We start from the raw sequence: 23,876 nt of genomic DNA on the forward strand, positions 1-23,876 counted from the left end.
ACGCATCGTCCGCGCGGCGCTCGCCTATCTCAAGGAGCGCCGGCATGCGTCCCGGCGCGTCCGGTTCGACGTCGTCGAGATCCGCCTCCTCAGGCGTGGTCTCGGTCTCGAACACATTCCCGACGCGTTCCGCCCGCCTGCCCACGGGGGGAGGTGGTCGTCGTGCTGGCGACGGTCCTGACGGGTACCGTGGCGGGCATCGAGGGATACGTCGTGCGGGTCGAGGCGGACGTCGCCGGTGGGCTGCCCTCGTTCGCCATCGTCGGGCTCGGGGACAGCGCGGTGCGGGAGGGGCGCGACCGCGTCGCCTCGGCAGTGCGGAACGCGGGCTACAGGTTCCCGCCGGAGCGCGTCACCATCAACCTCGCGCCGGCCGACGTTCCCAAGGGCGGAGCGGCGTTCGACCTGCCCGTGGCCGTGGGACTGCTCGCGGCGACAGGGCAGATCGATCCCTCGACGATCAAGCGGACGGCGCTCATCGGAGAGCTGGCGCTCGACGGGTCGACGAGGAGCGTCCGCGGGGTGCTCCCGGTGGCCGCGGCGCTGGCCGATGCCGGCGTGCGGCGTCTGATCCTGCCTCCGGCGAACGCCTCCGAGGCGCAGGCCGTCGGAGCGCTCGAGGTCCTGCCCGCCTCGGGGCTTCGCAGGGCGGTCGAGGTTCTGGCGGGCGACAGGGCGGACGAGGCTCGCGAGGCTCGAACCGCGGCGCCGCAGGAGGAGGCACAGGTGCCCGACCTCGCGGATGTGCGCGGGCAGACGATGGTCAAGCGCGCGCTCGAGATCGCGGCGGCCGGCGAGCACAATCTGCTCCTCGTCGGGCCGCCGGGTGTGGGGAAGACGATGCTGGCGCGGAGGCTTCCTGGGATCCTCCCGCCTCTCGAACCCGAGGAGGCGCTCGTGGCGACGACGGTCCACAGCGTGGCCGGTCGACTCCCGCCTGGCTGCGGGCTTCTGACGACGCGGCCGTTCCGGGCGCCGCACCACACGACCTCGGCCGCCGCGCTGACCGGGGGGGGAAGACCTCCCTCCCCGGGCGAGATCAGCCTCGCCCACGGCGGCGTCCTCTTCCTGGACGAGCTGCCGGAGTTCCGGCGCGACGCGCTCGAGGCGCTCCGGCAGCCGATCGAGGAGGGACGCGTGACGGTCACGAGGGCCATGTGCACTGCCTCGTTCCCTGCGACGTTCCTCTTCGTGGCCAGCATGAACCCCTGTCCCTGCGGCTATCTCGGCGACCCGTCGCGCCCGTGCCGGTGCACGCCCGGGGCCGTCAGGCGGTATCTGGGGAGGGTGTCGGGACCGCTGCTCGACCGCATCGACGTGCAGGTGCGTGTCGGGCGACCTTCGTTCGAGGAGCTCGCATCCCAGGGCGTCGGCGAGAGCTCGGAGGACGTGGCCGCACGGGTCCGCGCGGCCCGAGCCCGTCAGGACGAGCGGAACGGCGCGGGCGTCTCGAACGGGAGGCTCCCGGTCAGCGCTGCGCGGACGCGGCTCCGGCTCCCAGGGGGAGCGCTCGCGGTCGTCCGGGACGCCGTCACGACGCTCGGGCTCTCGGCGAGGGCGTACGACAGGATCGTGCGGACGGCCCGTACGATCGCCGATCTCGAGGGGACACCGGAGGTGACGCCGGCGCACGCCAGAGAGGCCGTGCAGTACCGTGCGCTCGACCTTGAGTCCCGTTCAGTCGGCTCCTGACGCTGTGTTACGCGGCGACTGGAAGAGTTCATGCTAATCGTCTATAATGGTGCATGTCAGCATGATGAAACTCCAGGAAGGGGGCTCCCATGCCGCGGATGGAGCGATGCGCCCGGACGGCGCTTGTGCTCGTGTTCTCGGCGCTCCTCATGGTCCCGGCCGTCGCCGGGGCGCAGGAGCGCGCCGTTGATCCCGAGATCGAGGAGATCCAGCGCAGGATCGATGAGAACGGATACAACTGGACACCGAAGCGCAACTGGACGACCGACCTCACAGAGGAGGAGTTCGAGGCGCTGCTCGGAGCGACGATTCCCCCCGAGGTGGCCCGGCGGTTCGACGCGCTCGATGCGGACGACTTCCCGGTCATGCGCGACCTCCCGGACAGCTTCAGCTGGAGATCGCTGGGCGGCGTGACCCCCGTGACCAGTCAGGGGAGCTGCGGCAGCTGCTGGGACTTCAGCGGCACGGCCGCGCTCGAGTCCGCGATCCTGATCAACACAGGCGTGTCGCTCGACCTCTGCGAGCAGGAGGTGCTCTCCTGCGCGACGCCGGGTGAGGGATGCAGCGGCGGGTGGCACACGACGGTCTGGGAGTACGCCAAGGAGTACGGCATGGCCGAGGAGTCGTGCATGCCGTACGAGGCCGACGACACGGTGCCCTGCACGGCCTCATCCTGCACGAAGGTCGCGACCTGCAAGGACTGGGTCGACGTGCCCAACGATCCGGACGCCATCAAGACGGCGGTCATGACCGGACCCGTATCGACCGCCTTCACGGTCTATGACGACTTCGGCTCGTACGGCTCCGGCTGCTACGAGCACGGCGGCGACGACCCGATCAACCACGGCGTCATCATCGTCGGCTGGGACGACAACAAGTGCGGTCCGGGCGACGGGGCGTGGCTGTGCAAGAACAGCTGGGGGACCGACTTCGGCGACCTCGGCGGCTACTTCTGGATCAAGTACGGCACCTGCAACGTGGGAACGGGCACGCAGCTCGTCTACTACTACGACGGCGATGAGATCGCCTACGACGGGAACACCATCACGTCCGACATCCGCGGCGACAGCGACGGGTGCGCCGATCCGGGCGAGTCTGTGACGATGGCCGTGACCCTCGAGAACGGTCTGCTGGCCGAGCAGAGGACGAACGTCTCAGCGTCGCTCTCGACCTCGAGTCCTTACGTCACCGTGACGCAGAGCTCGTCCTCGTTCGGGACGATGGACCCGAACACGACCTCGACCGGGAGCCCCGCGTACGCGTTCGACGTCGACGAGTTCGCCCCGGTCGGCGTGAGCGTCGAGTTCGTGCTGTCGATCACTGCGAACGGCTACTCCGCGAGCGACACGTTCGACATCGTTCTCGGTCCCGTTCCGGTCCTTCTCGTCGATGACGACGAAGGGACGTCGACCGACCTCTATCTCGGCGGCGCCATCGAGAGGAACGGGTATCTCTTCCGGAAGTGGGTGGAGGACGATCAGGGGTTCGTTCCGCTCTCGGAGCTTCAGCGCTACACGGTCGTCGTCTGGGACAACGGCTGGAACGGTTACCTCGGCGCGACCAACAGGCAGGACATCTCGGACTTCCTCGACGGCGGGGGCAACCTGCTCATCAGCGGCGAGGACATCGGTTGGTGGCTCCACTACCAGGGCGACCAGGACAAGATCGACTTCTACCAGGACTACCTGCATGCCACGTATGTACAGGATGACTCCGGCTTCCGGAGTCTCGACGGCGTGTCGGGCGATCCGATCGGCGACGGGCTCTCGTTCACGCTGAACGGCCCCGGCAGCCTGATGAACCAGGAGTACCCGAGTGAGATCGAGCCGCGCACCGGCGCGACCGGGATCTTCGAGTATTCGCCGGGAGCCGAGGGCGCGCTTCGGTACAGCACCGGGCACCGTCTGGTCTACTACGCCTTCGGACTCGAGGGCGTCACGGGCACGGCGATGCAGGACACGATCATGCGCCGGACGCTCGAGTGGCTGGCCGCCGGCTCGTGGCCCGACACCGAGCAGCCGACGGTCGCTCTCTCGACTCCGAACGGGGGCGAGGAGCTGACCACGGGGGAGGAGTACGAGGTGACGTGGAGTGCGTCCGACAATGTCGGCGTCACGTCGATCGACATCCTGCGCTCCTACGACAGCGGCGTCACGTACCCCGAGACGGTGGCGACCGGCGAGACCAACGACGGCTCCTTCCTGTGGACCGTGCCCGACAGCGCGAACGCGGCATCGCGCATCCGTGTCGTGGCGCGCGACGCGGCTGGACTCGCCTGGTACGATGACTCGGACGCGGACTTCGAGACGACGGGCGGCACCGGCATCGACGACGGTGTGGGGGAGCCGCGCTTCGCGCTCTTCCAGAACGTGCCGAACCCGTTCAGCCCGACGACGCGCATCGTCTACTCGATTCCCACGCCCGCCCGCGTGACGCTGGACGTCTACGATGTCTCCGGGCGCAGGGTGGCGCGTCTCGTCGACGGCGACCGTCCCGCCGGTGAGCACCGTGTGGCATGGGACGGCCGAACGGCCGATGGTGACCGCGCTGCCTCCGGCATCTACTTCTACCGGCTGCGCGCCGACGGGAGCGAGATCGACCGGAAGATGATCCTCATCCGCTGACATCCACCTGACAGAGTGTGCCTTCACGGGGGCCGTCCGGAGCTTTTCCGGGCGGCCTTCGTGCGTCCGGGAACGGCCAGCCAGGCGGTCCGGGGGCCGAAACACGCCGAAGGCCGGTCTTTTCTGAAGTGACGGTCGCTCATAACTGGCGTGATTTCCTGAGATTAGTTCTTGCTAATCTGCGTCCAAATAATGAGTGGTCAGACATTATAAGCTACATCACGGTATTGGACGCATGGCTGTAACTCAGTACGCACGTATAGAGTTTTTCTTGACCTCTGGTCGCAACAGTGGTAGAATCGCCGTTAGTGGGAGACAGGACGTGCGCATCCTAAGGCGCACAGCGGATGGAGCTTCGGCCAAGACTCACACAACACTGAAAGGGGGGATTTCTGGACAGACCCCGACCGGGCTGGACCGGTGGGGGCTGGTTGTGCACGACCCGGCGCCTGTGGGCAAGCGGCAGGACCGCCGGCATGTTGGTTGTCAATGTGTGGTGTAACTCCTTCACGGAGGGGGAAGCAATGAAGAGACTGCTGATTGCGCTCGCGATCCTCGCGCTCGCTGCCAGCGTGGCCTCGGCGAAGCTCAATGTCGAGACGCCGACGCAGGAGCTCAGGGGTCCGACGCGCGCGAACACGGTTTACTGGGCTGACGACATGGAGAGCGGCGAGGGCAGCTGGACGCACATCGACTACACGGTGGGCGCCACGCCCCACTTCCATGTCGACACGTACCTTGCGTACGCCGGCACCTACAGCTGGTGGTGCGGCACGTTCGACTACGACACGGACGGCGGCTACGGCAACGGTTGGGACGACCGTCTGGACATCCCGACGACCGACGTCTCCGGCGCCTACTACCCGATCCTGACCTACGCGTTCCGTCACGACTCCGAGCCCGCGTACGACTTCACGTACGTGCAGGCCGAGTCGATGGGCGTGTATGTCAACCTGAACCGCGGCTACGACGGCGTTCAGCCGTGGACCGACATCGGCACGTACGGCTTCGTGCTGGCGCCGTACGACAACCCGGTGAAGGCCCGCTTCCGCTTCGTCTCGGACGGCGCCTGGTCCGATCAGGACGGCCTGTACCTGTCGAGCGGTGGCGCGTTCCACTGCGACAACGTCAAGATCTTCGACTTCTACGGCGGCTACGTCTACTTCTACGACGATGTGGAGACCGGTGGTCTCTGCACGCCGTCCGTCCCGGCTGCCGCCGGCGACTGGTGGCACATCGTCGAGGACGTCTGCTCGAGCAGCTCGGATCCGCACAGCTGGTGGTGCGGTGACGACGCCGACACGAGCCTCATCCCGCCGAACCTCGACAACGCGCTCATCACGCCCGCTGTCGACCTGACCGGCGTCTGGAGCTGCACGACGCGCTTCTACCTGCACGCCGAGGTCCCGACGGTCGACAACGACTACTGGGCCTACTACGCCACGATCGACGGCGGCGCGAACTGGTACGGCGTGGCTGCGTACTGGGGCGACTTCGGCCAGTGCGACGGTTGGGGCACGAGCGGCATCGCCGGCTGGGACATCGGCTTCTACTGCGGTGGCCCGCCCTTCGGCGTGACCGCCTGGATGTTCGAGTTCTTCACCACCGACAACGGCTGCGGCCCGGGTGCCGCGGGCGGCGCCGGTATCAACATCGACGACATGTGGTTCGAGGGTCTCGAGGACGAGCCCACTGCCGTCGAGGAGACCAGCTGGGGTACGATCAAGTCCATGTACCGGTAGCTAAACCAAACGCTTGCAGGTTGCCGTGCATGGAAGCGGGGCCCGGGGGCAACCCCGGGCCCCGTGCACGTTTCCATCCCCTCGCTCCGGCGTCCGGGGTGCCCGGCCGCGCCGGGTGTTCGCGTCTCACCGTTCCGCCCTCGTCTCCCGGTTCCCGTCGGGTACCGGTGGTCTTGACTGACGGTCGGCGTGACGGCTACCATACGTGAAAGAGCTTGTGCGGGGCTGCGGCGGGCCAGGCGCCGGTCGGGTGTCCCGGATACGGTATCCAGCAGACAGGCAGGTCCGATGGAACGTCTCAACCGTCCTTCGCCGCTCGTCCCGTGGTTCTTCTTCCTGTCAGGCATCGCGGGTCTCGTCTACGAGGTCGTCTGGGCCAGGCTGCTCGAGCGGGTCATGGGCGCTTCGGTCTACTCGATCACGACCGTCCTCACCGTCTACATGGCGGGTCTCGCCCTCGGGAGCTTCCTGGCGGGGAAGTTCATCGACCGGCGGGACGACCCGCTGCGCATCTACGGCGTGCTTCAGGGGGTCATCGGCATCTACTGCCTGCTCGTGCCCGCGATCGTTGCCGCGACCGTCCCGATCTACCGCGCGGCCTACCAGAGCTTCGAGGCGGGCTTTCACACCTTCAGTCTGGTCCGCTTCGCCATCTCGGGGCTCGTGCTGCTGGTTCCCACGACGCTGATGGGAGCGACCCTCCCGGTGCTCTCGAAGTACATGGCGCGCCGGTTCGACCGCGTCGGCGAGTCGGTCGGAGGCCTCTACGCCATCAACACGCTGGGCGCCGTCGTCGGCTCGTTCGCGGCGGGGTTCGTCCTGATGCCCGGGCTCGGCATGCGCGGTACCATCGTGGCGGCCGCCGCGGTCAACATCGTCGTGGCGGGACTGGTGCTGCTGCTCTACAGGAACGAGCGCTCCGCCCCGCCTGCCGGCGGCGCCGGGGCGAAGGCGAAGCGGACGAAGCGGCAGGAACAGGGCGAACCGAAGGAAGCCGCACCGGCCGGGCACGCGCCGCCGCCTGACGGCGGCAGGCTCAAGCCGGTTCTCGCGTTGGTCCTGGTCGCCTTCGCGCTGTCGGGCTTCGCGGCGATGGTCTACCAGGTGGCGTGGATGCGGACGCTCTCGCTCGTCGTCGGCTCCTCGGTCTACGCCGTCAGCACGATCCTGACGGCCTACATCCTGGGGCTGGGACTCGGGGCGGCCGTCTTCTCGCGCTACGTGGACCGTATCAAGGACGCCGTCGCCGGGATGGGCATCCTCGAGCTGGGCATCGGCGCGGCCGCACTCGCCGTCGTTCCCATCCTCGGACGGCTACCGCTCGTCATGGTGGGCGTGGTCGAGCGCCACGCCGACTCGTTCGGTATGCTCATGGCCGTCCAGTTCGGACTGGTCTTCCTCGTCATCCTTATCCCGACGCTGCTTCTGGGGGCCGTCTTCCCGACGGTCGTCAGGCTCTTCACGACGCGGCTGGACTCGATCGGCAGGTCGGTGGGTGACGTCTATGCGTCGAACACGCTCGGCGCCATCGTCGGCTCGTTTGCCGGCGGCTTCCTTCTGATCCCGGCCCTCGGGATCCAGCGCTCGATCGCCGTGGCCGTCATCATCAACGTCGCTCTCGGGGCCGGGCTGCTGGCGCTCAGTCCCACGTTGAGCCGTGGCCGGAAGCTCGCCGGAGCCGCCGTTGCGGCCCTCGTCCTCGCTCTCTTCCTCCCGAACGTCCCGCGCTGGGACCCCGTCATCATGTCGAGCGGGGCCTACCTCTATGCCGACATGTACGCCGAGGAGGCCGGGACGACGGAGGGCGACCTCGAGGAGGCCGTCAAGGTCTACGGGGAGGTGCTCTATCACGAGGAGGGCGTCGTTACGACGGTTACCGTTCGTGAGGCCCGGGACGAACTCTACCTCCAGGCGAACGGCAAGACGGAGGCCTCGACCGGTCCGGACATGAAGACCCAGAAGCTGCTGGCCCACGTGCCGATGATGCTCCACGAGGAGCCCGGGTCGGTCCTCGTGATCGGGCTCGCGAGCGGCGTGACCGTGGCGGCCGCGGAGAAGTACCCCGTCGAGACGATCGACTGCGTCGAGATCGCTCCGGCGATGGTCGAGGTCGCCCGGACCTACTTCGCCGAGGCGAACGACAACTGTCTCGAAGACCCGAGGGTGAACATCATCGTCGAGGACGGGCGCAATCACGTCGCCTTCACCGATGCCGGATACGACGTGATGATCTCCCAGCCCTCGAACCCGTGGATCGTCGGCATCTCCAACCTGTTCACGCGTGAGTTCTTCCAGCTGGCCCACGACCGGATGAACCCGGGCGGCATCGTGGGGTTCTGGTTCCAGGCATACAATATGTCGCCCGACGAGTTCCGCATGATCGTCAGGACCTTCTCCGAGGTGTTCGAGGAGATGAGCCTCTGGGAGCTCGACCCCGGAGTCGACTACATGCTCGTCGGGGCGGTCGACGGCGGGATGCTGGACCACGAGATCCTCATGCGGAGGTTCGACGACCCGAGGATCGGCCGCGACCTGCTGTCCGTCGGGCTGGACGAGCCGATCGACTACACGGGGCTCTTCGTCTTCGACGACTCCCGCGTCGACGACTACGCGGAGAACGCCCCGGTGCATACCGACGACAACCTCAAGCTTGAGTTCTCCGCGCCGCGCAGCATGCACCGCCGTTCGCTCGGGGAACAGCTCTCGGCGCTCGCGCCGCACAGGATGTCGGCCGAGGCGATCCTCACGAACGTGCCGGAAGGCGAGCAGGGCGAGCAGTTCATCGAGGCCGCGGCCGCCAGAAGCCGCGCCAGGGCGTTCCTCGCCCGCGGACTTGTCGCGAACGAGGCCGGGCGGCTTCAGGAGGCCCTCGACGCGTACGTGCTGGCGACGCAGGAGAGCCCCGGCGAGAGCGAGGCCATCGAGGCGGCGAGCAAGCTGCTCTGCCAGGTGGGTTCGAGCAACGCGCGGGCGGGCCGCGACGAGGAGGCGCTCCCGTACTTCCGGACGGCCACCGAGATCGGCCCCGACCTCCCCCAGCCGCGGTGTCTCCTCGGCGCGGCGTATCTCAGACTCGGCCGCCTCGACGAGGCGCGGCGGGAGCTCGAGCTGGCCGTCGATCTCGATCCCGACTACGCCGACGCGTACTACAACCTGGGGCTTCTCTACAGCGAACTGGGTATGACGTCCCAGCAGGTCGAGGCGTTCGAGCGCTATCTCGAGCATGCCCCGACGGCCAGGAACGCGGAGCAGGTGAGGTCCTGGATACGGCAGCAGCGGGGGGAGAGCGAGTGACACCGGTCGCGACCGACACAGAGCGGCTCGCGCGGCGTCACATTCCGCTGGCTATCGCGCTCATGCTCCTCTTCGTCGCCTACTACCTCTGGCGCGAGTGGACGATCGCCGGCGCCTTCGGCTTCCCGCTGGACGACTCCTGGATCCACGCCCAGTTCGCGCGCAACCTCGCTCTCGGACACGGCTTCTCCTACAACCCCGGCGTGCCTGTCTCCGGCTCCACGGCTCCCCTCTGGACGCTTCTGACCGCATCCGGCTACCTGATCACCGGGGCCTCCGTCTTGACCGCCAAGCTCCTCGGCGTCGTCTTTCTCGGGCTCTCGGTCGGCTTCGCGTACGTGCTCGTCAGGTACATAACGGACGACCCCCGCGAGGCGCTCTTCGCGGCCGTGGTCACCGGGACGCTCCCGCCGCTCGTCTGGGCGTCGCTGTCCGGCATGGAGGTGACGCTGGCCGTGATGCTGACGCTGGCGGGCGTCCTGGCGCACATCATGTACAACCGCCCGGGCGACCGACGGCAGTACCTGGCGGCCGTACTGTTCGGGCTGGCCACGCTGACGCGGCCGGAGTGCGCCGTCTTCTTCGTCGCATCTCTCATCGACCGGTTCCTCGCCAGCACGCTCATCCAGTGGCGCGAGGTCGCCACGAGGGACTGGCTGCTCCCGGCGGCGCTCCACATCCTGTTGTTTCTCGCCATCGTCATGCCGTTCGCGGTCTTCAGCAAGACGTTCGGCATCGGCTTCCTTCCGAATACGGCCTACGCGAAGGCGCTGCTCTGGGGCAGAGGGTTGATCGCGGCTGTGGCGAGGGGGGATGGAACCGAACTGGTGCGATCGTTCAGCGTCAGGCCGTACGACTACATGCTGTCGTTCCTGCGCGAGAGTCTGAACAACAACCCCGTTCTCTTCATGCTGAGTTCGATCGGCTTCCTCCGCCTCGTGTTCTCTGAGCCGTTCGCACCGCACGGCCGCTGCAGGTCCTTCATCATCCCGCTCTCCGTGCTGCTCTTTCCTCTGGCCGTCGGCGTTCTCGTGCCGTTCGGGAACGCGGGCTATCAGGAGGGGCGCTACGCTGCTCCGCTGGCTCCACTCATGCTCGTCGTCGGGACCTTCGGCGTCTACGGGGCCGGCCGCTACGGAGCACGGCTGCTCGGCAGAGCGAAGTTCATGGGGCGGCCGGCGACCGTCGTCATCGAACGGTCCCTCGTGTGGCTCTTCATGCTGCTGGCACTGACGGCGCAGCTCCGTGGGGGGTGGTACCGTGGGAGCGTCTATGGCCGGGAGGTCGACAACATCGAGGACATGCAGGTGACGCTGGGACAGTGGATCGACAGGAACCTGCCGCGCGACGCCCTCGTGGCCGTGAACGACGTCGGCGCCATTGCGTACTACACCGACGTCGAGCTACTCGATACCGTCGGTCTCATCTCGCCCGACGTCCTCAAGTGGCACAGGCGATACCGCGACTCAAACCGCGCGGTCTTCGCCTTCCTCGAGGAACAGCGGCCGGACTTCGCCGTGCTCTTCCCCAGCTGGTACCCGGAGATGGTGAAGCGCCAGACGATCTTCGAGCCGATCCACCGAGTCGTCCTCAGCGACAACGTCATCAGCGGCGGCGATGAGATGATCGTCTACCGCCTGCACTGGGAGTCGCTCGAGAACTCGGCGCGGCCCGATGAACGTGGCGACGGGACGCGCGGTCGGCCGGACGGAGACGGCCCGCCCGGCAAGACAAATGAAGGCGGCACGCGCGGCGACGTCGAGGGCGACGGCGGACATCCGGAGATGCGGCCGACGGGGGAGGACGGACCGTCCAGCGGAGACATGGGGGTCTCGTGATGCTTGAGTGGCTCATCTCGATCGACCACGAGCTGTATTTCCTGCTGAACGGGCGGCTTCACAACCCGTTCTTCGACACCGTCATGACGGCGACGACGACGCAGGAGAACTGGTACGCGGTCCTCCTGGGCATCTGGGTCGCGATGATCATCTGGGGTGGCAGGAAGGGGAGGCTCGCGGCCGTGATGCTCGTCATCGGCATCGGCCTCTCGGACCAGATATCGTGCGCTCTTCTCAAGCCGCTCATCGGCAGGCTCAGACCGATCAACGCCCTTCCGGAGGAGCAGTACCGGCTCATCGTGGGTCACTCGAAGGCCTTTTCGTTCCCGTCGGCCCACGCCGCCAACTCGTTCACGATGGCGACCATCGGGGCCTGGGCCTCTCCCCGCTGGCTCAAGCCGATCCTCTTCATCGCGGCGGCGTTCGTCGCCTACTCGCGCATCTACGTCGGCGTGCATTACCCGTTCGACGCTCTCGCAGGTGCGCTCATCGGCGTGGGCTCCGGGTGGCTGACCATCTGGGGCATCCGGAGCGCCTGGGAGTGGTGGGAGAGACGGCGCGGCCGCGCGAAGGCAGGTGCCGGTGAGGCGGCCTGCGACTGACGGCGCGGCGTACGACGACGGAACGGGCACAAGAAAACGCCCGGCGCGCGGAGCGCCGGGCGTCTCTTCGTTTCGTCGCGTGTCAGGTGCGCTTACTCGGCCGCCCCGGCGTGCTCCTCGGTCGGACGGGGGCGGCGGATGACCGTGACCGGGTCCGACAGGTACTTCTTCGCGACGCGGAGAACATCGTCGGCCGTCACCGCTCGGATCCTCTCGGCGTAGTCGGATTCGTGGTCGTAGCCGAGTCCGTAGAGCTCGGGGACGGCCGCGTCGTGCGCCTGCGCCGCGTTCGTCTGTGTGTTCGTCTTGTCCATGATGATGCAGAGCTGCTTCGCGAGCTCGAGCTCGTCCTCGGGAACCGGCTCGGTCGCGATGCGCTCCATGTGTCCATCGATGATGCCCATGGCCTGATCGAGCGCCTCGTCGTACGTGGCGGCGTAGAGGCCGAAGTAGCCGGTGTCGAAGCCCGTGAAGTTGTAGGCGTGGACGACGTAGACCAGTGAGTTCCCTCTCAGATCGGTGTGGAGCCAGCCGCCGGGGTAGTAGATTCCCGAGGTCACCGCGTCGAGCACGTCCATGGCGTACCGGTCCTCAGAGGAGTACGGCATGCCGTGGTAGCCCCTGAAGATGACGGTCTGCGCGCGATCGTGATGACTCTCGAGGAGCGCGGGCTCGGCACGCCGCGGCTCGAGCGCGATCTCCGCGGAGGCCGGATGGCCGGGCTCCCAGTCGCTGAGCTCGTCCTCGACCAGCTCGAGCGCCTGCTCGACCGTCACGTCGCCGAAGACCGTGATGACCGTGTTGTTCGGCGTGACGAGCGACGCGTGATGTGACACGAGGTCGTCGCGTGTGACCGAGTCGATCCCCTCCTGCGTCCCGATCGGTGGCCGTCCGTACGGGTGGCTCGGGAAGAGCTCGTCCAGCATGATGTCCATGGCGTCGTAGGTCCAGTTATCGGCTCGCGCGGTCACGGCGCCGCGAAGCTCGCGCCGGGCCTTCTCGATCGACTCTTCATCGAACCCGGGGTTCATGAGGACGTCCGCGAAGAGCTCGAACCCGTCCTCGAGGTCCTCGGAGAGGACCGTGAGGTTGCTCTCGATGCGCGTGTGGTTGGCGGCGCACGAGTAGTTCGCGCCCATCCCGTCGATCGTCTCGGAGATGCGCTCGCCGCTTCTGCGTCGCGTGCCGCGCGGCATCATGTCGGCGACGTAGTTCGCGAGCCCGGGCTTGCCGGGGTCTTCGAACCGCGCGCCCGCCAGCGAGAAGCTGCCGATCGACACGATCGGGTTCGTGTGGTTCTCGCGGACGAGCACGGTCAGACCGTTGTCGAGCACGTGCTTCTCGACCGGAGCGAGGACGGGCTCTTCGTCGGTCCCGGCCTCGGTCACCTGCGCGGTCTCCGGCGCGTCGTCCGACGGCGGGGCGAGGATCGCGATGCCGAGGTTGTCGTCGCTGAAGTACTTCCGGGCGACGTCGCGTATCTCGTCTGCCGTCACCTTCTGTATCTCGGCCGCGTAGATCTCGTCGAAGTCCGGGTTGCCCGAGGAGATCTCGGACGTTCCCAGGCTCGACGCCAGACTCTCCATGTCCTGACGACCGAAGTAGAACTCGGCCGTCTTCAGCTTCTTCGCCTTCTCGATCTCGTCGCCCGAGACGCGGTCGTCCTTGAGCGCGTAGAGCTCCTCCGTGACGACCTCGATGGCCCGGTCGACGTTCGCCGGGTCCATCACCATCGAGACGGCGAAGACGCCGGCGTCGTAGCCGGGCGTATGCGACCAGCTCGTCACGCTCTGCACCAGGCCCAGCTCGTCCACGAGCCGCCTGTGGAGCCGCGAGCTATTGCCCTCGGAGAGGACGTGTGACATCACATCGAGCGGGTAGAGATCGGGGTGGGAGAGAGGCACCGTGTGGTAGCCCATCATGACGTAGGCCATGTCGAGGTCGCGCTCCTCGCGGCGGACGCGCCGTCCGAGCTGGTCCGGCTCGCAGACGAGAGCAGGCGTGTCGATCGGCTTCCGCTCGAAGTCCCTGAACGCCTCGTGGATCTTCGCGTAGGCCTCCACGGCGTCGAAATCGCCGGCGGCCACGAAGACCATGTTGTTCGGCACGTACATCCGGTCCTTGTACGCGAGCAGGTCCTCGCGCGTGATGTCCTCGAAGTTCTCGATGTAGCCAATGACAGGGTACTTCGCCGGGTGGCAGCGGAACATCGCCTCGCCGAAGAGGTTGTAGACCCGGCGGGCGGGCTCGTCGTAGCCCATGTTGATCTCGCGGGTGATCACGCCCTTCTGCGCCTCGACGGCCTCCTCGGGAAACGTCGCGTTCATACCCCAGTCCGCCAGGATGTCGAGGGCCCTGTCGAAGTGCTCGGGCGAGGTCTCGATGAAGTAGCAGGTGTGGTCCTTGGTCGTGTAGGCGTTGGAGCCGCCGCCGAGCTCGTTCAGCTCCTCCTCGATCTCCTCCAGGGTCCTGTTCGTCGTGCCGTCCGAGAGCAGGTGCTCGCAGTAGTGCGAGATCCCGCATCCGAGGTACTCGCCCTCGAGGATGCTCCCGGCCTTCACGTACATCCGGAGGTTGACGACCGGCGCGGCGTGGTTCTCCCTGAGGATGACGGTCATCCCGTTCTCGGGCAGCACGCGCTTGATGGTCTCGCCGGCGGTCGCCGTCGCGACGAGCGCGACGAGCGCCAGGAAGGCGACGGTGACGATAGCCCTTCTCATGGATCTTCCTCCCTCATCGTGGCCGGAGCCCGGAGGCCCGGAGTCCCTGACGCAGCTCGCCGGCCCAGCGGTCCGACCGCCGGCCGGCGATCTCCTCATGCTCTGCTCTCTCCTCATGATAGTGGGAGTGTTGTCGGTGGTCAAGAACGCCGGACCGCGCTCCGAGAGCGCTGCGCGCCCCGTCCGGGGCTTGCCTGCCGCCGCAGGGCGCGCTAGCATGTGGCGTATGCCCACGGCCGGGTCCAATCCCGGCCGCGCTTCTTGGACCTGTCACGCGTGGCGGAGGTTGAACGTGGACGAGACGCTGAGAGCCCGACTGTCGGAGCGGACGCTGCGGGCCGAACGCGTCGCGCGGGAGGCCGGCGGGATCGTCCGCGAGCGGTACGGACACCCCGGGGACATCAGGGCCAAGGACGGCCGCGAGCTCGTGACGGCCGCAGACCGTGAGTCGGAGCGTCTCATCACGGACGCCGTTCGCGAGCGGTTCCCCGGCGACGGCATCGTGGCCGAGGAGTCGTCACCGGAGGACTCGTCGAGCGGCGCCGTCTGGATCATCGACCCTCTCGACGGAACCAACAACTTCGCGCACGGCTACCCGTTCTTCTCGATCGCGATCGCGTGCGAGGTCGACGGCGTCGTCGCATCGGGCGTCGTCTACGACCCGCTGCGCGGCGAGCTCTTTCTGGCCGAGAGGGGAAAGGGCGCCTACCTGAACGGGGTCGCGATCTCCGTGAGCCCGGAGAGCGAGCTGCGGGAGACCATCGTCGCCACCGGGTTTCCGTACGACCGCAGCGAGACGACCGTGAACAACCTGGCCAACCTCAACCGGCTCGTGCTCGGAGTCCGCGGGGTCCGGCGAGGAGGGTCGGCCGAGCTCGATCTCGTCTACGTGGCGTGCGGCAGGCTCGACGGTTTCTGGGAGCTCGGTCTCAAGACGTGGGACGTTTCGGCGGGCGGGCTCATCGTGCTCGAGGCCGGCGGCACCGTGACCAACGTCGGCAGCGCCTCGTGGGACCACCGGCGCGGCGATATCGTGGCGACGAACGGCCGCATCCACGCGGCGATGCATGAGCTCATCCGGCCGGAGTAGGGCCCGCCGGGCCCGCGGACTGGTGCCTGTCTGCTAAGTCGCTTCGGGATAATCACTTGACAACGCCATCCCTCTGTGCCACGGTTCCTCCTGGATGGTGCAAAGACCCTCCGGCGGTTCGCCGCCAGAGAGCCCCTTCGACCGGGGGATTCCCCTGCCGGGCAATCTTCCGGTCCCAGAGCAGCAGATCATCCCGCTCAGGACCATCTTTCGCGAGCGAGCTTGCTACCCCTCTTCCATGCACTGGGAGGTCACCGCATGCCGGGGACACGTCCTGATGACGCGGGAGACGATGTCGTCATCACGCGGGCCGACAACGCCTCCGAGCTTCCGGACTGGATGGACGTTGACCACCTCACCGCGTTTCTCCACGAGAGTCTGAAGCCCTACGAGGATCCCCGACCGGTCGTCGGCGAGGGCATCGAGTACGCCTTCTCGAACGAGCCCGGACGCGGGGGGTTCGTGCTGGTCGCCTCCCGCGATGAGACTCTTCTCGGCGCGCTCGTCATACTCAAGACGGGCATGGCCCGCTACGTTCCGGAGAACCTCCTGCTCTTCGTCGCCGTCTCTCCGGACGCGCGCGGCCGGGGAATCGGCGGCAGGCTGGTCAGCCGGGCGGTCGATGAGGCCGACGGCGAGATCAAGCTGCACGTCGAGCACGACAACCCGGCCCGGCGCCTCTACGAGCGCTGCGGGTTCAGCTCGAAGTACCTTGAAATGAGGCACGCGGCATGAACCGGATCACCATCGACGTCGACGCCCTGGCACACAACTACAGGACCGTGCAGGGCTGGGTCGAAAAGCACGGCGCGACGCTGACGGTCGTGACGAAGGCGCTCTGCGGCCACCGGGAGTCGATCGAAGGTCTGGCCGAGATCGGGGTCGACTCGGTGGCCGACTCGAGGATCTCCAATCTCAGGACGATCGATGAAGCGGCGCCCGACGCTGAGAAGTGGTACCTGCGTCCGCCGCACACCTCGGCGCTCGAGGACGTCATCGCGCTGTCCGACGTCTCGCTCAACACCGAGCTGGATGTCATCACGGCCCTCGACGAGGAGGCGAAGCGGCAGGACAGGACCCACCGTGTCGTCGTGATGATCGAGCTGGGTGATCTCAGGGAGGGCATCCTTCCCGGCTCACTGCTCAAGATCTACAAGCAGGTGTTCGAACTCGAGCGCGTCAAGGTCGTGGGGATCGGGGCCAATCTGGGGTGTCTTGGAGGCGCCATCCCGTCGGTCGATCAGCTGATGCAGCTCGTGCTCTACCGCGAACTCCTCGAGCTCAAGTTCGAACGGAAACTCAGTCTCGTCTCGGCAGGCACGAGCGCGGTGCTCCCGCTTCTCATCGACGGCGAGCTGCCGAAGCAGATCAACCACTTCAGGATCGGCGAGGCCATCCTCCTCGGGACCGACCCGGTGCGGGGCGAGATCATCCGCGGGCTGCGCGGCGACACCGTTCGGCTCGACGCGGAGGTCGTCGAGATCAAGGAGAAGAGCCTCGTGCCGGCGGGGGAGACCAGCGATACGACGCCCTTCACCCCGATCGAGCAGGAGGACCGCGAGCCCGGCGAGCGCGGCTACCGGGCCATCGTGACCGTGGGACAGCTCGACACCGACATCGGGACCCTGACGCCTATCGATCCGGGAATATCGATCGCAGGGGCCTCGAGCGATCTCACCGTCGTCCACCTGGGCGCTGAGCCGAACGGGCTCTCCATCGGGGACGTCATCGGGTTCCGGGTGGGGTATGCCTCGCTCGTGCGGCTGATGGCCAACCCGTACACCGAGAAGCGCGTCGTCAGGCCCGCGAAGGGACTCTAGGCCGTCCGTGGACGCTTCTTCCGGGCGAACGCTTTCCTGACTTGCCTCTCGCCGAAGGCTCCTGTATATAGTCCCCAGTGGCATATGACGCTCTTACCGCCGGTTGGGACCGACGCCCACGTCGTCGTCCGCCCGGCGCGGGGAGGTGGAGTGGTGAGAACCGGAAGCACGTTCTGTTTCCTGCTCGCGTTGACCCTCGTCGTCCCGATGTGGCCCGCCTGGGCACAGGTGGAGACGCTCACGCTCGACGAGGCCGTCGAGATGGCGCAGAGGAACAACCTCTCACTCAGGGCGGCCCGGGAGGACTACGACGCCGCCGGATGGGGACTCTGGGGAGCCCGGGCACAGCTTCTTCCCTCCGTCAGCCTCTCATCGACCGCCCGGCGCATCGATCCCGACACATACGAACGGTCGAACGCATCGATCGATTTCTTCGAGGACGAGTTCGGTGCGGACATCGAGCCGTTCGTCTACGAGACGACCTACGAGACGAGTTTCAACGCCCGGATGCCGATCTGGAACGGCGGCAGGCTCTGGGGGGCGGTCGGAGCCGCCTCCGGGGCGCGGGATGCCGCCTACCAGGGTTATCGGTCGAGCGCGCGGGACGTCACGGTCGACGCGGAGGAGGCGTATCTCAACGTCCTGCGCGCGCAGGCCGTGCTTCGTGTCTCGAAGGAGGCGGTCGAGGCGGCACAGGAGAACGTCGAGGCGGCCGAGAGCAAGTTCGATGTCGGTCTCGTGAGCAGGGCCGAGGTCCTCAGGTGGAGGGTCGTGCTCTCGCAGGACCAGCGGTCGCTGGCCGATGCGGAGAACAGGGTCTTCCTGGCACGGACCGCCCTGGCCGACGTCCTCGGCGCCCCGCTCGACACCGTCTGGACGCTGGCCGACGTCGAGCCCGGCGCGCTGCCCGGGATCAGGGTGCGATACGGAGAGTTCCTCAGCGGCCCCGACCTCAGTGAGGAACGGGCCCGCGAACTCCTTGCCGGCAATCCCGACTTCCAGGCGCTCGCCGCCTCGACGAAGGTCAGCGGGTCGTCGGTGACGATCGCCCGCGGCGCGTTCTTCCCGTCGCTCAACGCCTCGGGCTCGTACGGCTGGAAGGCCGACGACGACATCGAGCCGGACGACGAGACCGCATGGTCGGTCACCCTGGCGCTCGAGTTCCCGATCTTCACAGGCTTCGGTAACTGGTCGGGCTATCAGGAGAGCCGCAGGAACCACCTGGCGGCCATGCACAGACGGGAGGCCGGGGAGCGCGGGCTCATCGCGGCGCTCAGAAACGCGGCCGCGCGGCTCAGGCTGTCCTTCAGGGCCCTCGACGCCGCCGAGCAGGAACGTGAGCAGGCCGAGGAGCATCTCAAGAACGTCACCGGTCGATACGAACAGGGCATGGCTCCCTACACGGAGCTGGTCGATGCACGGGTGCTCTTCGACCGGGCCCGGGTGGGTCACGTCAACGCGTTCTACGACTGTCTCGTGGCCGCCGCTGAGATGGAACGCTACGTCGGGAACGACCCCGACACGACAACGGGAGCCGAGTGATGAGAAGACTGTTGTTCGTGCTGCTCCTGGCGGCGCTCGTATCCGGGTGCGGCGGGGGAGGGGGTGAGGAGACCGCGCGGGGCCCCGAGGCCGTGCCGGTCGAGGTCCTCGCGATCGAGCCGGAGGACGCGGTGGCCACGGTCACCGCGACGGGAACGCTCGAGGCGAGGGACGACATCCCCATCAGCGCGGAGGCGACCGGCCGCGTCGCAGAGGTGCTCGTGACCGTCGGGGACGAGGTCGCGGAGGGAGAGCTGCTCGTTCGTCTCGACGACGAGCTCGCGCGTCTCGCCCTCAGGCAGGCCGAGGCGCAGCTTCTTGCCGCCGAGGCCGACCTGGCCGATGCAGAGCGGGGCTACGACCGCTCGAAGGCGCTTCTCGAAGGGGGCGACATCTCGCAGGCCGCCTTCGACGCCGCGGAGCTTCGTTACAGGGCGGCCGAGAGCGCCTTCCTGGCCGCGGAGGCGGCGTACGGCAGCGCCGAGCGCGGGCTCCGGAACACGGCCATCGAGTCGCCGATCGACGGGACGGTCGCCTTTGTGCAGGCGGAGGTCGGCCACCTCATCAACGTGGGGTCGCCCGTGGCTCACGTCGTCAACACGGAGGTCCTCGAGATCGAGATCGGCCTGACGGAGGAACAGGCCGTCGCGGTGCGTCCGGGCCGGACAGCCGCTGTCACGGTCCGCTCGCTTCCCGGCCGCGAGTTCCGAGGTCGCATCGAATACGTGGGGCCCCGGGCCCGGGACCGCTCGAAGACGTTCCCGGCCGGGGTCGTGCTCAGGAATCCCGACGGGTCCCTGAGGGCGGGCATGGTAGCGGAGGTCACCATCGCAACCGAGACGTTCAGGGATGCGGTCGTGATCGTGCGAGACTGGGTCGTCGACCGCTACGGGGAGCCCGCCGTCTTCGTGGTCGCCGATTCGCTGGCCGAGCTCCGGCGCGTCCGCCTGGGCGACGTGCTCGGCGATCGCGTCGTCGTTGAGGAGGGACTCGTCCCGGGCGATCTTCTGGTCGTGCTCGGCTACGACCAGCTCAGCGAGAACGTGCCCGTCAGCATACGGAACGACCCGGAAGGAGGACGCGCCATCGCGCCCGCCGCTTCCGAGCCGGGCGACGTCCCGGCGGGGGAGAGCTTCTAGATGACCATCGGCGAGTTCTCAGTCCGGCAGCCCGTCCTCGTCAACCTGTTCTTCATCGCCGTCATCATCGTCGGCGTCTCGACGTTCTTCAGCATGCCCGCCGAGATGCTGCCGAACGTCAGCATGGACGAGGCCGTGGTGGTCGTGTTCTACCCCGGCGTCTCGCCGGAGGAGATGGAGACGCTCGTCACGAAGCCGCTCGAGGAGGAGATCGAGACGGTCGAGGACGTCGAGCACATCTCCTCGGTCTCCGGCGAGAGCCGGACCATCGTGGACGTCCGGTTCAAGCCCGGCCTCTCCGACGACGAGTTCGACCAGCGCATCCTCGACCTCCGGTCGGCGGTCGACAACGCCCGCTCCGAGATTCCCGACGACGCCGAGGATCCCGAGGTCATCCCCATCAAGCTCGGCGAGGTCATCCCCATCGTCTCGGTCAGTCTCGGCGGGCCGGTCAGCGAGACGGTGCTCCGCGAGGTCGCCGAGGACCTTAGGGAGGACATCCTCGACGTGTCGTACGTGAAGGGCGTCGACGTCGTCGGGACACGAGAACGGGAGGTCCAGATAGCGGTCGACGCGGATCGCCTGGAAGCCTTCGGGCTCCCGCTCGGCACGGTCGTCGGCTCGCTGGCGTCACGGAACCTCAACGTCCCGGCGGGGACGATCGAACTCGGCAACTCGGAGTACATCGTCCGCACGCTGGGCGAGTTCGAGTCGATCCAGGAGATCGAGAACCACGTCATCACGTCGGACGAGTTCGGCCGGCAGATCCGCATCCGGGACGTCGCGACCGTTCGCGACACGCTCGAGCAGCGGTTGACACTCTCGCGTCTCGACGGCGAACGGAGCGTCACGCTCTGGGCCACGAAGGAGCGGCAGGGCAGCGTCGTCAACGTTGTTCGTGATATTCGAGATGTCGTCGCGACGTTCGACGAGCGGGTCACCGAGCCGATCGCGTTCGAGGTCAGGAACGACACGTCCATCGAGGTCAGGGACACGCTGGCCATCCTCCAGAGGAACGCGCTCTTCGGCGTCATCCTCGTCTCGCTCACGCTCTTCATCTTCGTCGGGCTCAGGAACTCGATCCTCGCGGTCATCGGTATTCCGTTCAGCTTCTTCGCCGCGTTCATCCTGATGAACGCCTCCGGTATCACGGTCAACACCATCTCGCTCTTCTCGCTCGTGCTCGTCCTCGGCATGCTGGTCGACGACGCGATCATCGTCATCGAGAACATCTACCGGCATCTCGAGGAGGGTATGTCGCCCAAACAGGCGGCGATCGTCGGCACGAAGGAGGTCCAGGCGCCGGTCACCGCCGCCGTCCTGACGACCGTGGCGGCTTTCCTGCCGCTCCTGCTCATGACCGGGACGTGGGGCAAGTTCATGAGCGTGATCCCGAAGACGGTCACGTTCGCGCTCCTCGCCTCTCTCGTCGAGGCGCTCTTCATCCTGCCGTCGCACATGGCCGACTTCGCCCGCGTGGCGACGAAGCAGAACAAGTGTCATCCGACCTTCCTCGGGCTCACGACGCGCTACGAGCGCCTGCTCCGGAGGGCGCTCAAGCGCCGCTACCTCACGCTCGGCGCCGTCTTCCTGCTCGCATTCGTCGCCATCGGCCTCTTCTTCACGCTCGACATATCCATCTTCGAGGAGGAGGACGTCGACGCGATCGAGATCCGGGCGCAACTGCCGATCGGCACGAAGATTGAGATCACAGACCGCGCGGCCATGGCTCTTGAGGACATCCTCTTCTCGCTGCCGAAAGGGGAGGTCGAGGCCGTCGTCACCCGCGTCGGCTTCATGATCGCGAACTACCGGGGGCAGTTGGCCACGCACAACATGCAGCTCGACGTCGACCTCACCGACAGTGAGACGCGCGAGCGGACCGACATCGAGATCATGGACGACCTCCGCGAGAGGATGTCGCGCGTGCCTGGTCTCACGTCGCTCTCGCTCACACGGCCGCAGCAGGGACCTCCTTCGGGCAAGCCCGTCGAGGTTCGCGTCAAGGGCGAGGACCCGGGCGTGCTCGAGCGCATCGCCGGGCAGATGCAGGACGCGCTCGCAGGATACCCGGGGGTCGTCGAGATCGACGACGACCTGACGCCCGGGAAGTCGGAGCTTCGCGTCGACATCATCCAGGACGAGGCGGCTCTCTACGGTCTCTCGGTCTCGGACATCGCCTCGGCCGTGCGCACTGCCTTCGAGGGGACGGAGGCGACGAAGTACCGGGGCTCGGGCGACGACGAGATCGACATGATCGTCCGCTTGGAGGAGGAGGACCGGAGGGATCTCGACGACCTTCGCCACATGATGATCGCGACGCCTGCCGGCGTTGATGTGCCGCTCGCCAACGTGGCGACCCTCCAGGTCGCCGCCGCGCCCGCAGAGCTCAACCGGCGTGACGGAGAGCGCATCGTCACCGTGACGGCCGACGTCGAGGAGGGCACGACGTCGACCGAGGTCAATCGCTTCCTGATGGACGAGTTCTCGGACGTTTCGGAGCGGTTCCCGGGCTATCGTCTCGACTTCGGAGGCGAGTTCCAGGAGACGCAGGAGTCGTTCATGTCGCTCCTCATGGCCTTCGGCGTGGCGATCCTGCTCATCTACCTCATCCTCGGCACCGAGTTCCAGTCGTTCATACAGCCGCTCATCATCATGTTCACGGTGCCGTTCGCGTTCATCGGTGTCATCGTCGGCCTCGTCGTGATGCGCTATCCGTTCACGCTGAACGCCGGCGTTGCCATCGTCGCGCTGGCCGGCGTCGTGGTGAACGACTCGATCGTCCTCATCGACTTCATCAAGAGGGCGCGTGACGAGGGCGTGGGCAGGTGGGAGTCGGTCGTGCAGGGCGGATGCATGCGTCTGAGACCGATTCTCCTGACGTCGATCACGACGATCCTCGGGGTCATGCCGCTCGCCCTGGGCTGGGGCGGCGTCTCCGTGACGTGGGGACCGATGGCCGCGTCGCTCGCATGGGGCCTCGCCTTCGCCACGGTGCTGACGCTCTTCGTCATCCCGGCCATCTTCTCGATCGTCGACGACATCCGGATACGGAGCGGCAGGATGGAACCGGGTGAGAAACACCCGCGGCTCGAGGCCCACTACGCCGAGAAGATGTGCAGGCTCAAGGAAGCCGGTCCGGAGAGCCGCTCGTGACCCCGGGCAGCCGTCCCGAGGGTGCGACCGCGAGCGGCGGGGGAGACGCGGGGACCTTGAAGGGCCAGGTGCTCGCCTCGTATCACGACAAGTGGGACGTCTTCCTCGACGGCAGGACCGTCCGGTGCTCGGTCCGGGCGCGGCTTTTCGCCGATCTCGGGCCGGGCGAGAAGCTGCTCGTCCCGGGCGACCGCGTCGCCGTCTCGAAGGTCGACGATGAGACGTGGGTCATCGAGGACGTGCTCGACCGCGACACGCGGCTCTCGCGACGCCTTCCAGGTACGGCCTCGGACTTCGAGCAGATCATCGTCGCCAACGTCGAGAGACTCGTGGCCGTGGCCTCCTTCAGGCGACCGCGCCTGAACAGGCGACTGCTCGACCGCTACCTCGTCATCGCGGAGGACGCCGGTCTCGAGTCCGTTGTCGTGCTCAACAAGACCGATCTCGTCGATCCGCGAACAGTGCAGCAGGCGGCCGCGCCCTATGAGGCGGCGGGCTACACTGTGCTGCCGACCTGCGCGATCAGCGGCGACGGGGTCGAGGAACTCCGGCATGAGCTTGCGGGGCGGTTCTCGGTGCTGGCCGGCCCGAGCGGGGCCGGTAAGAGCTCGCTTCTG

14 protein-coding genes are annotated in these 23,876 nt (G+C 67.3%); 13 read left to right on the plus strand and 1 reads right to left on the minus strand.

All coding sequences use genetic code 11. The features are described from left to right. Positions 1-162 precede the first annotated feature (162 nt). The 6 genes from GF405_08980 to GF405_09005 all read left to right on the plus strand — a co-directional run bounded on the left by GF405_08980 (position 163) and on the right by GF405_09005 (position 11,792). The gene (locus tag GF405_08980; GenBank protein ID MBD3368283.1) at positions 163-1,692 is read left to right on the plus strand and encodes a YifB family Mg chelatase-like AAA ATPase; all 1,530 of its coding nucleotides are present in this window, start codon (positions 163-165) and stop codon (positions 1,690-1,692) included. An 89-nt stretch (positions 1,693-1,781) separates the two neighbouring features. Further along, complete coding sequence (locus tag GF405_08985) at positions 1,782-4,316, plus strand: T9SS type A sorting domain-containing protein (GenBank protein MBD3368284.1); 2,535 nt, start codon at positions 1,782-1,784, stop codon at positions 4,314-4,316. A gap of 524 nt (positions 4,317-4,840) precedes the next feature. Further along, entirely contained in the window at positions 4,841-6,058 is a 1,218-nt protein-coding gene (locus GF405_08990) for a hypothetical protein (GenBank protein MBD3368285.1), read from the plus strand. A gap of 288 nt (positions 6,059-6,346) precedes the next feature. Next, positions 6,347-9,352: an MFS transporter gene (locus GF405_08995; protein MBD3368286.1), complete on the plus strand. Its 3,006-nt coding sequence runs from the start codon at positions 6,347-6,349 to the stop codon at positions 9,350-9,352. Beyond that, positions 9,349-11,190 (plus strand): hypothetical protein, encoded by a 1,842-nt coding sequence (locus GF405_09000; GenBank protein ID MBD3368287.1) that lies wholly within the window; start codon positions 9,349-9,351, stop codon positions 11,188-11,190. The genes GF405_08995 and GF405_09000 overlap by 4 nt, the downstream gene beginning before the upstream one ends. Continuing rightward, positions 11,187-11,792, plus strand: a complete 606-nt coding sequence (locus tag GF405_09005) for a phosphatase PAP2 family protein (GenBank protein ID MBD3368288.1) — start codon at positions 11,187-11,189, stop codon at positions 11,790-11,792. The genes GF405_09000 and GF405_09005 overlap by 4 nt, the downstream gene beginning before the upstream one ends. A 92-nt stretch (positions 11,793-11,884) precedes the next feature. Here GF405_09005 and GF405_09010 read toward each other — a convergent pair whose 3' ends face one another. Next, positions 11,885-14,731, minus strand: a complete 2,847-nt coding sequence (locus GF405_09010) for a hypothetical protein (protein ID MBD3368289.1) — start codon at positions 14,729-14,731, stop codon at positions 11,885-11,887. Between the two features lie 7 nt (positions 14,732-14,738). On the opposite strand from GF405_09010, the gene GF405_09015 reads away from it, so the two are divergent. The 7 genes from GF405_09015 to rsgA all read left to right on the plus strand — a co-directional run. Next, positions 14,739-15,602 carry an inositol monophosphatase gene (locus GF405_09015; protein ID MBD3368290.1) on the plus strand — a complete coding sequence of 288 codons (864 nt, stop codon included), beginning with the start codon at positions 14,739-14,741 and terminating at the stop codon, positions 15,600-15,602. Between the two features lie 258 nt (positions 15,603-15,860). Beyond that, the gene (locus GF405_09020; protein ID MBD3368291.1) at positions 15,861-16,337 is read left to right on the plus strand and encodes a GNAT family N-acetyltransferase; all 477 of its coding nucleotides are present in this window, start codon (positions 15,861-15,863) and stop codon (positions 16,335-16,337) included. After that, positions 16,334-17,422 (plus strand): alanine/ornithine racemase family PLP-dependent enzyme, encoded by a 1,089-nt coding sequence (locus tag GF405_09025; GenBank protein MBD3368292.1) that lies wholly within the window; start codon positions 16,334-16,336, stop codon positions 17,420-17,422. Before GF405_09020 ends, GF405_09025 begins: the two co-directional genes overlap by 4 nt. A gap of 84 nt (positions 17,423-17,506) precedes the next feature. Next, on the plus strand, positions 17,507-18,964 hold the full coding sequence (locus GF405_09030; GenBank protein MBD3368293.1) for a hypothetical protein: 1,458 nt from the start codon (positions 17,507-17,509) through the stop codon (positions 18,962-18,964). Further along, positions 18,964-20,103, plus strand: a complete 1,140-nt coding sequence (locus tag GF405_09035; protein ID MBD3368294.1) for an efflux RND transporter periplasmic adaptor subunit — start codon at positions 18,964-18,966, stop codon at positions 20,101-20,103. The genes GF405_09030 and GF405_09035 overlap by 1 nt, the downstream gene beginning before the upstream one ends. Continuing rightward, positions 20,104-23,259 (plus strand): hypothetical protein, encoded by a 3,156-nt coding sequence (locus GF405_09040; GenBank protein MBD3368295.1) that lies wholly within the window; start codon positions 20,104-20,106, stop codon positions 23,257-23,259. Continuing rightward, the coding region (rsgA, locus tag GF405_09045) for a ribosome small subunit-dependent GTPase A (GenBank protein MBD3368296.1) at positions 23,220-23,876 on the plus strand (657 nt) is incomplete at its 3' end. The genes GF405_09040 and rsgA, both read left to right, overlap by 40 nt.

It is taken from the genome of Candidatus Effluviviaceae Genus V sp., assembly GCA_014728125.1.
Classification (GTDB): domain Bacteria; phylum Joyebacterota; class Joyebacteria; order Joyebacterales; family Joyebacteraceae; genus WJMD01.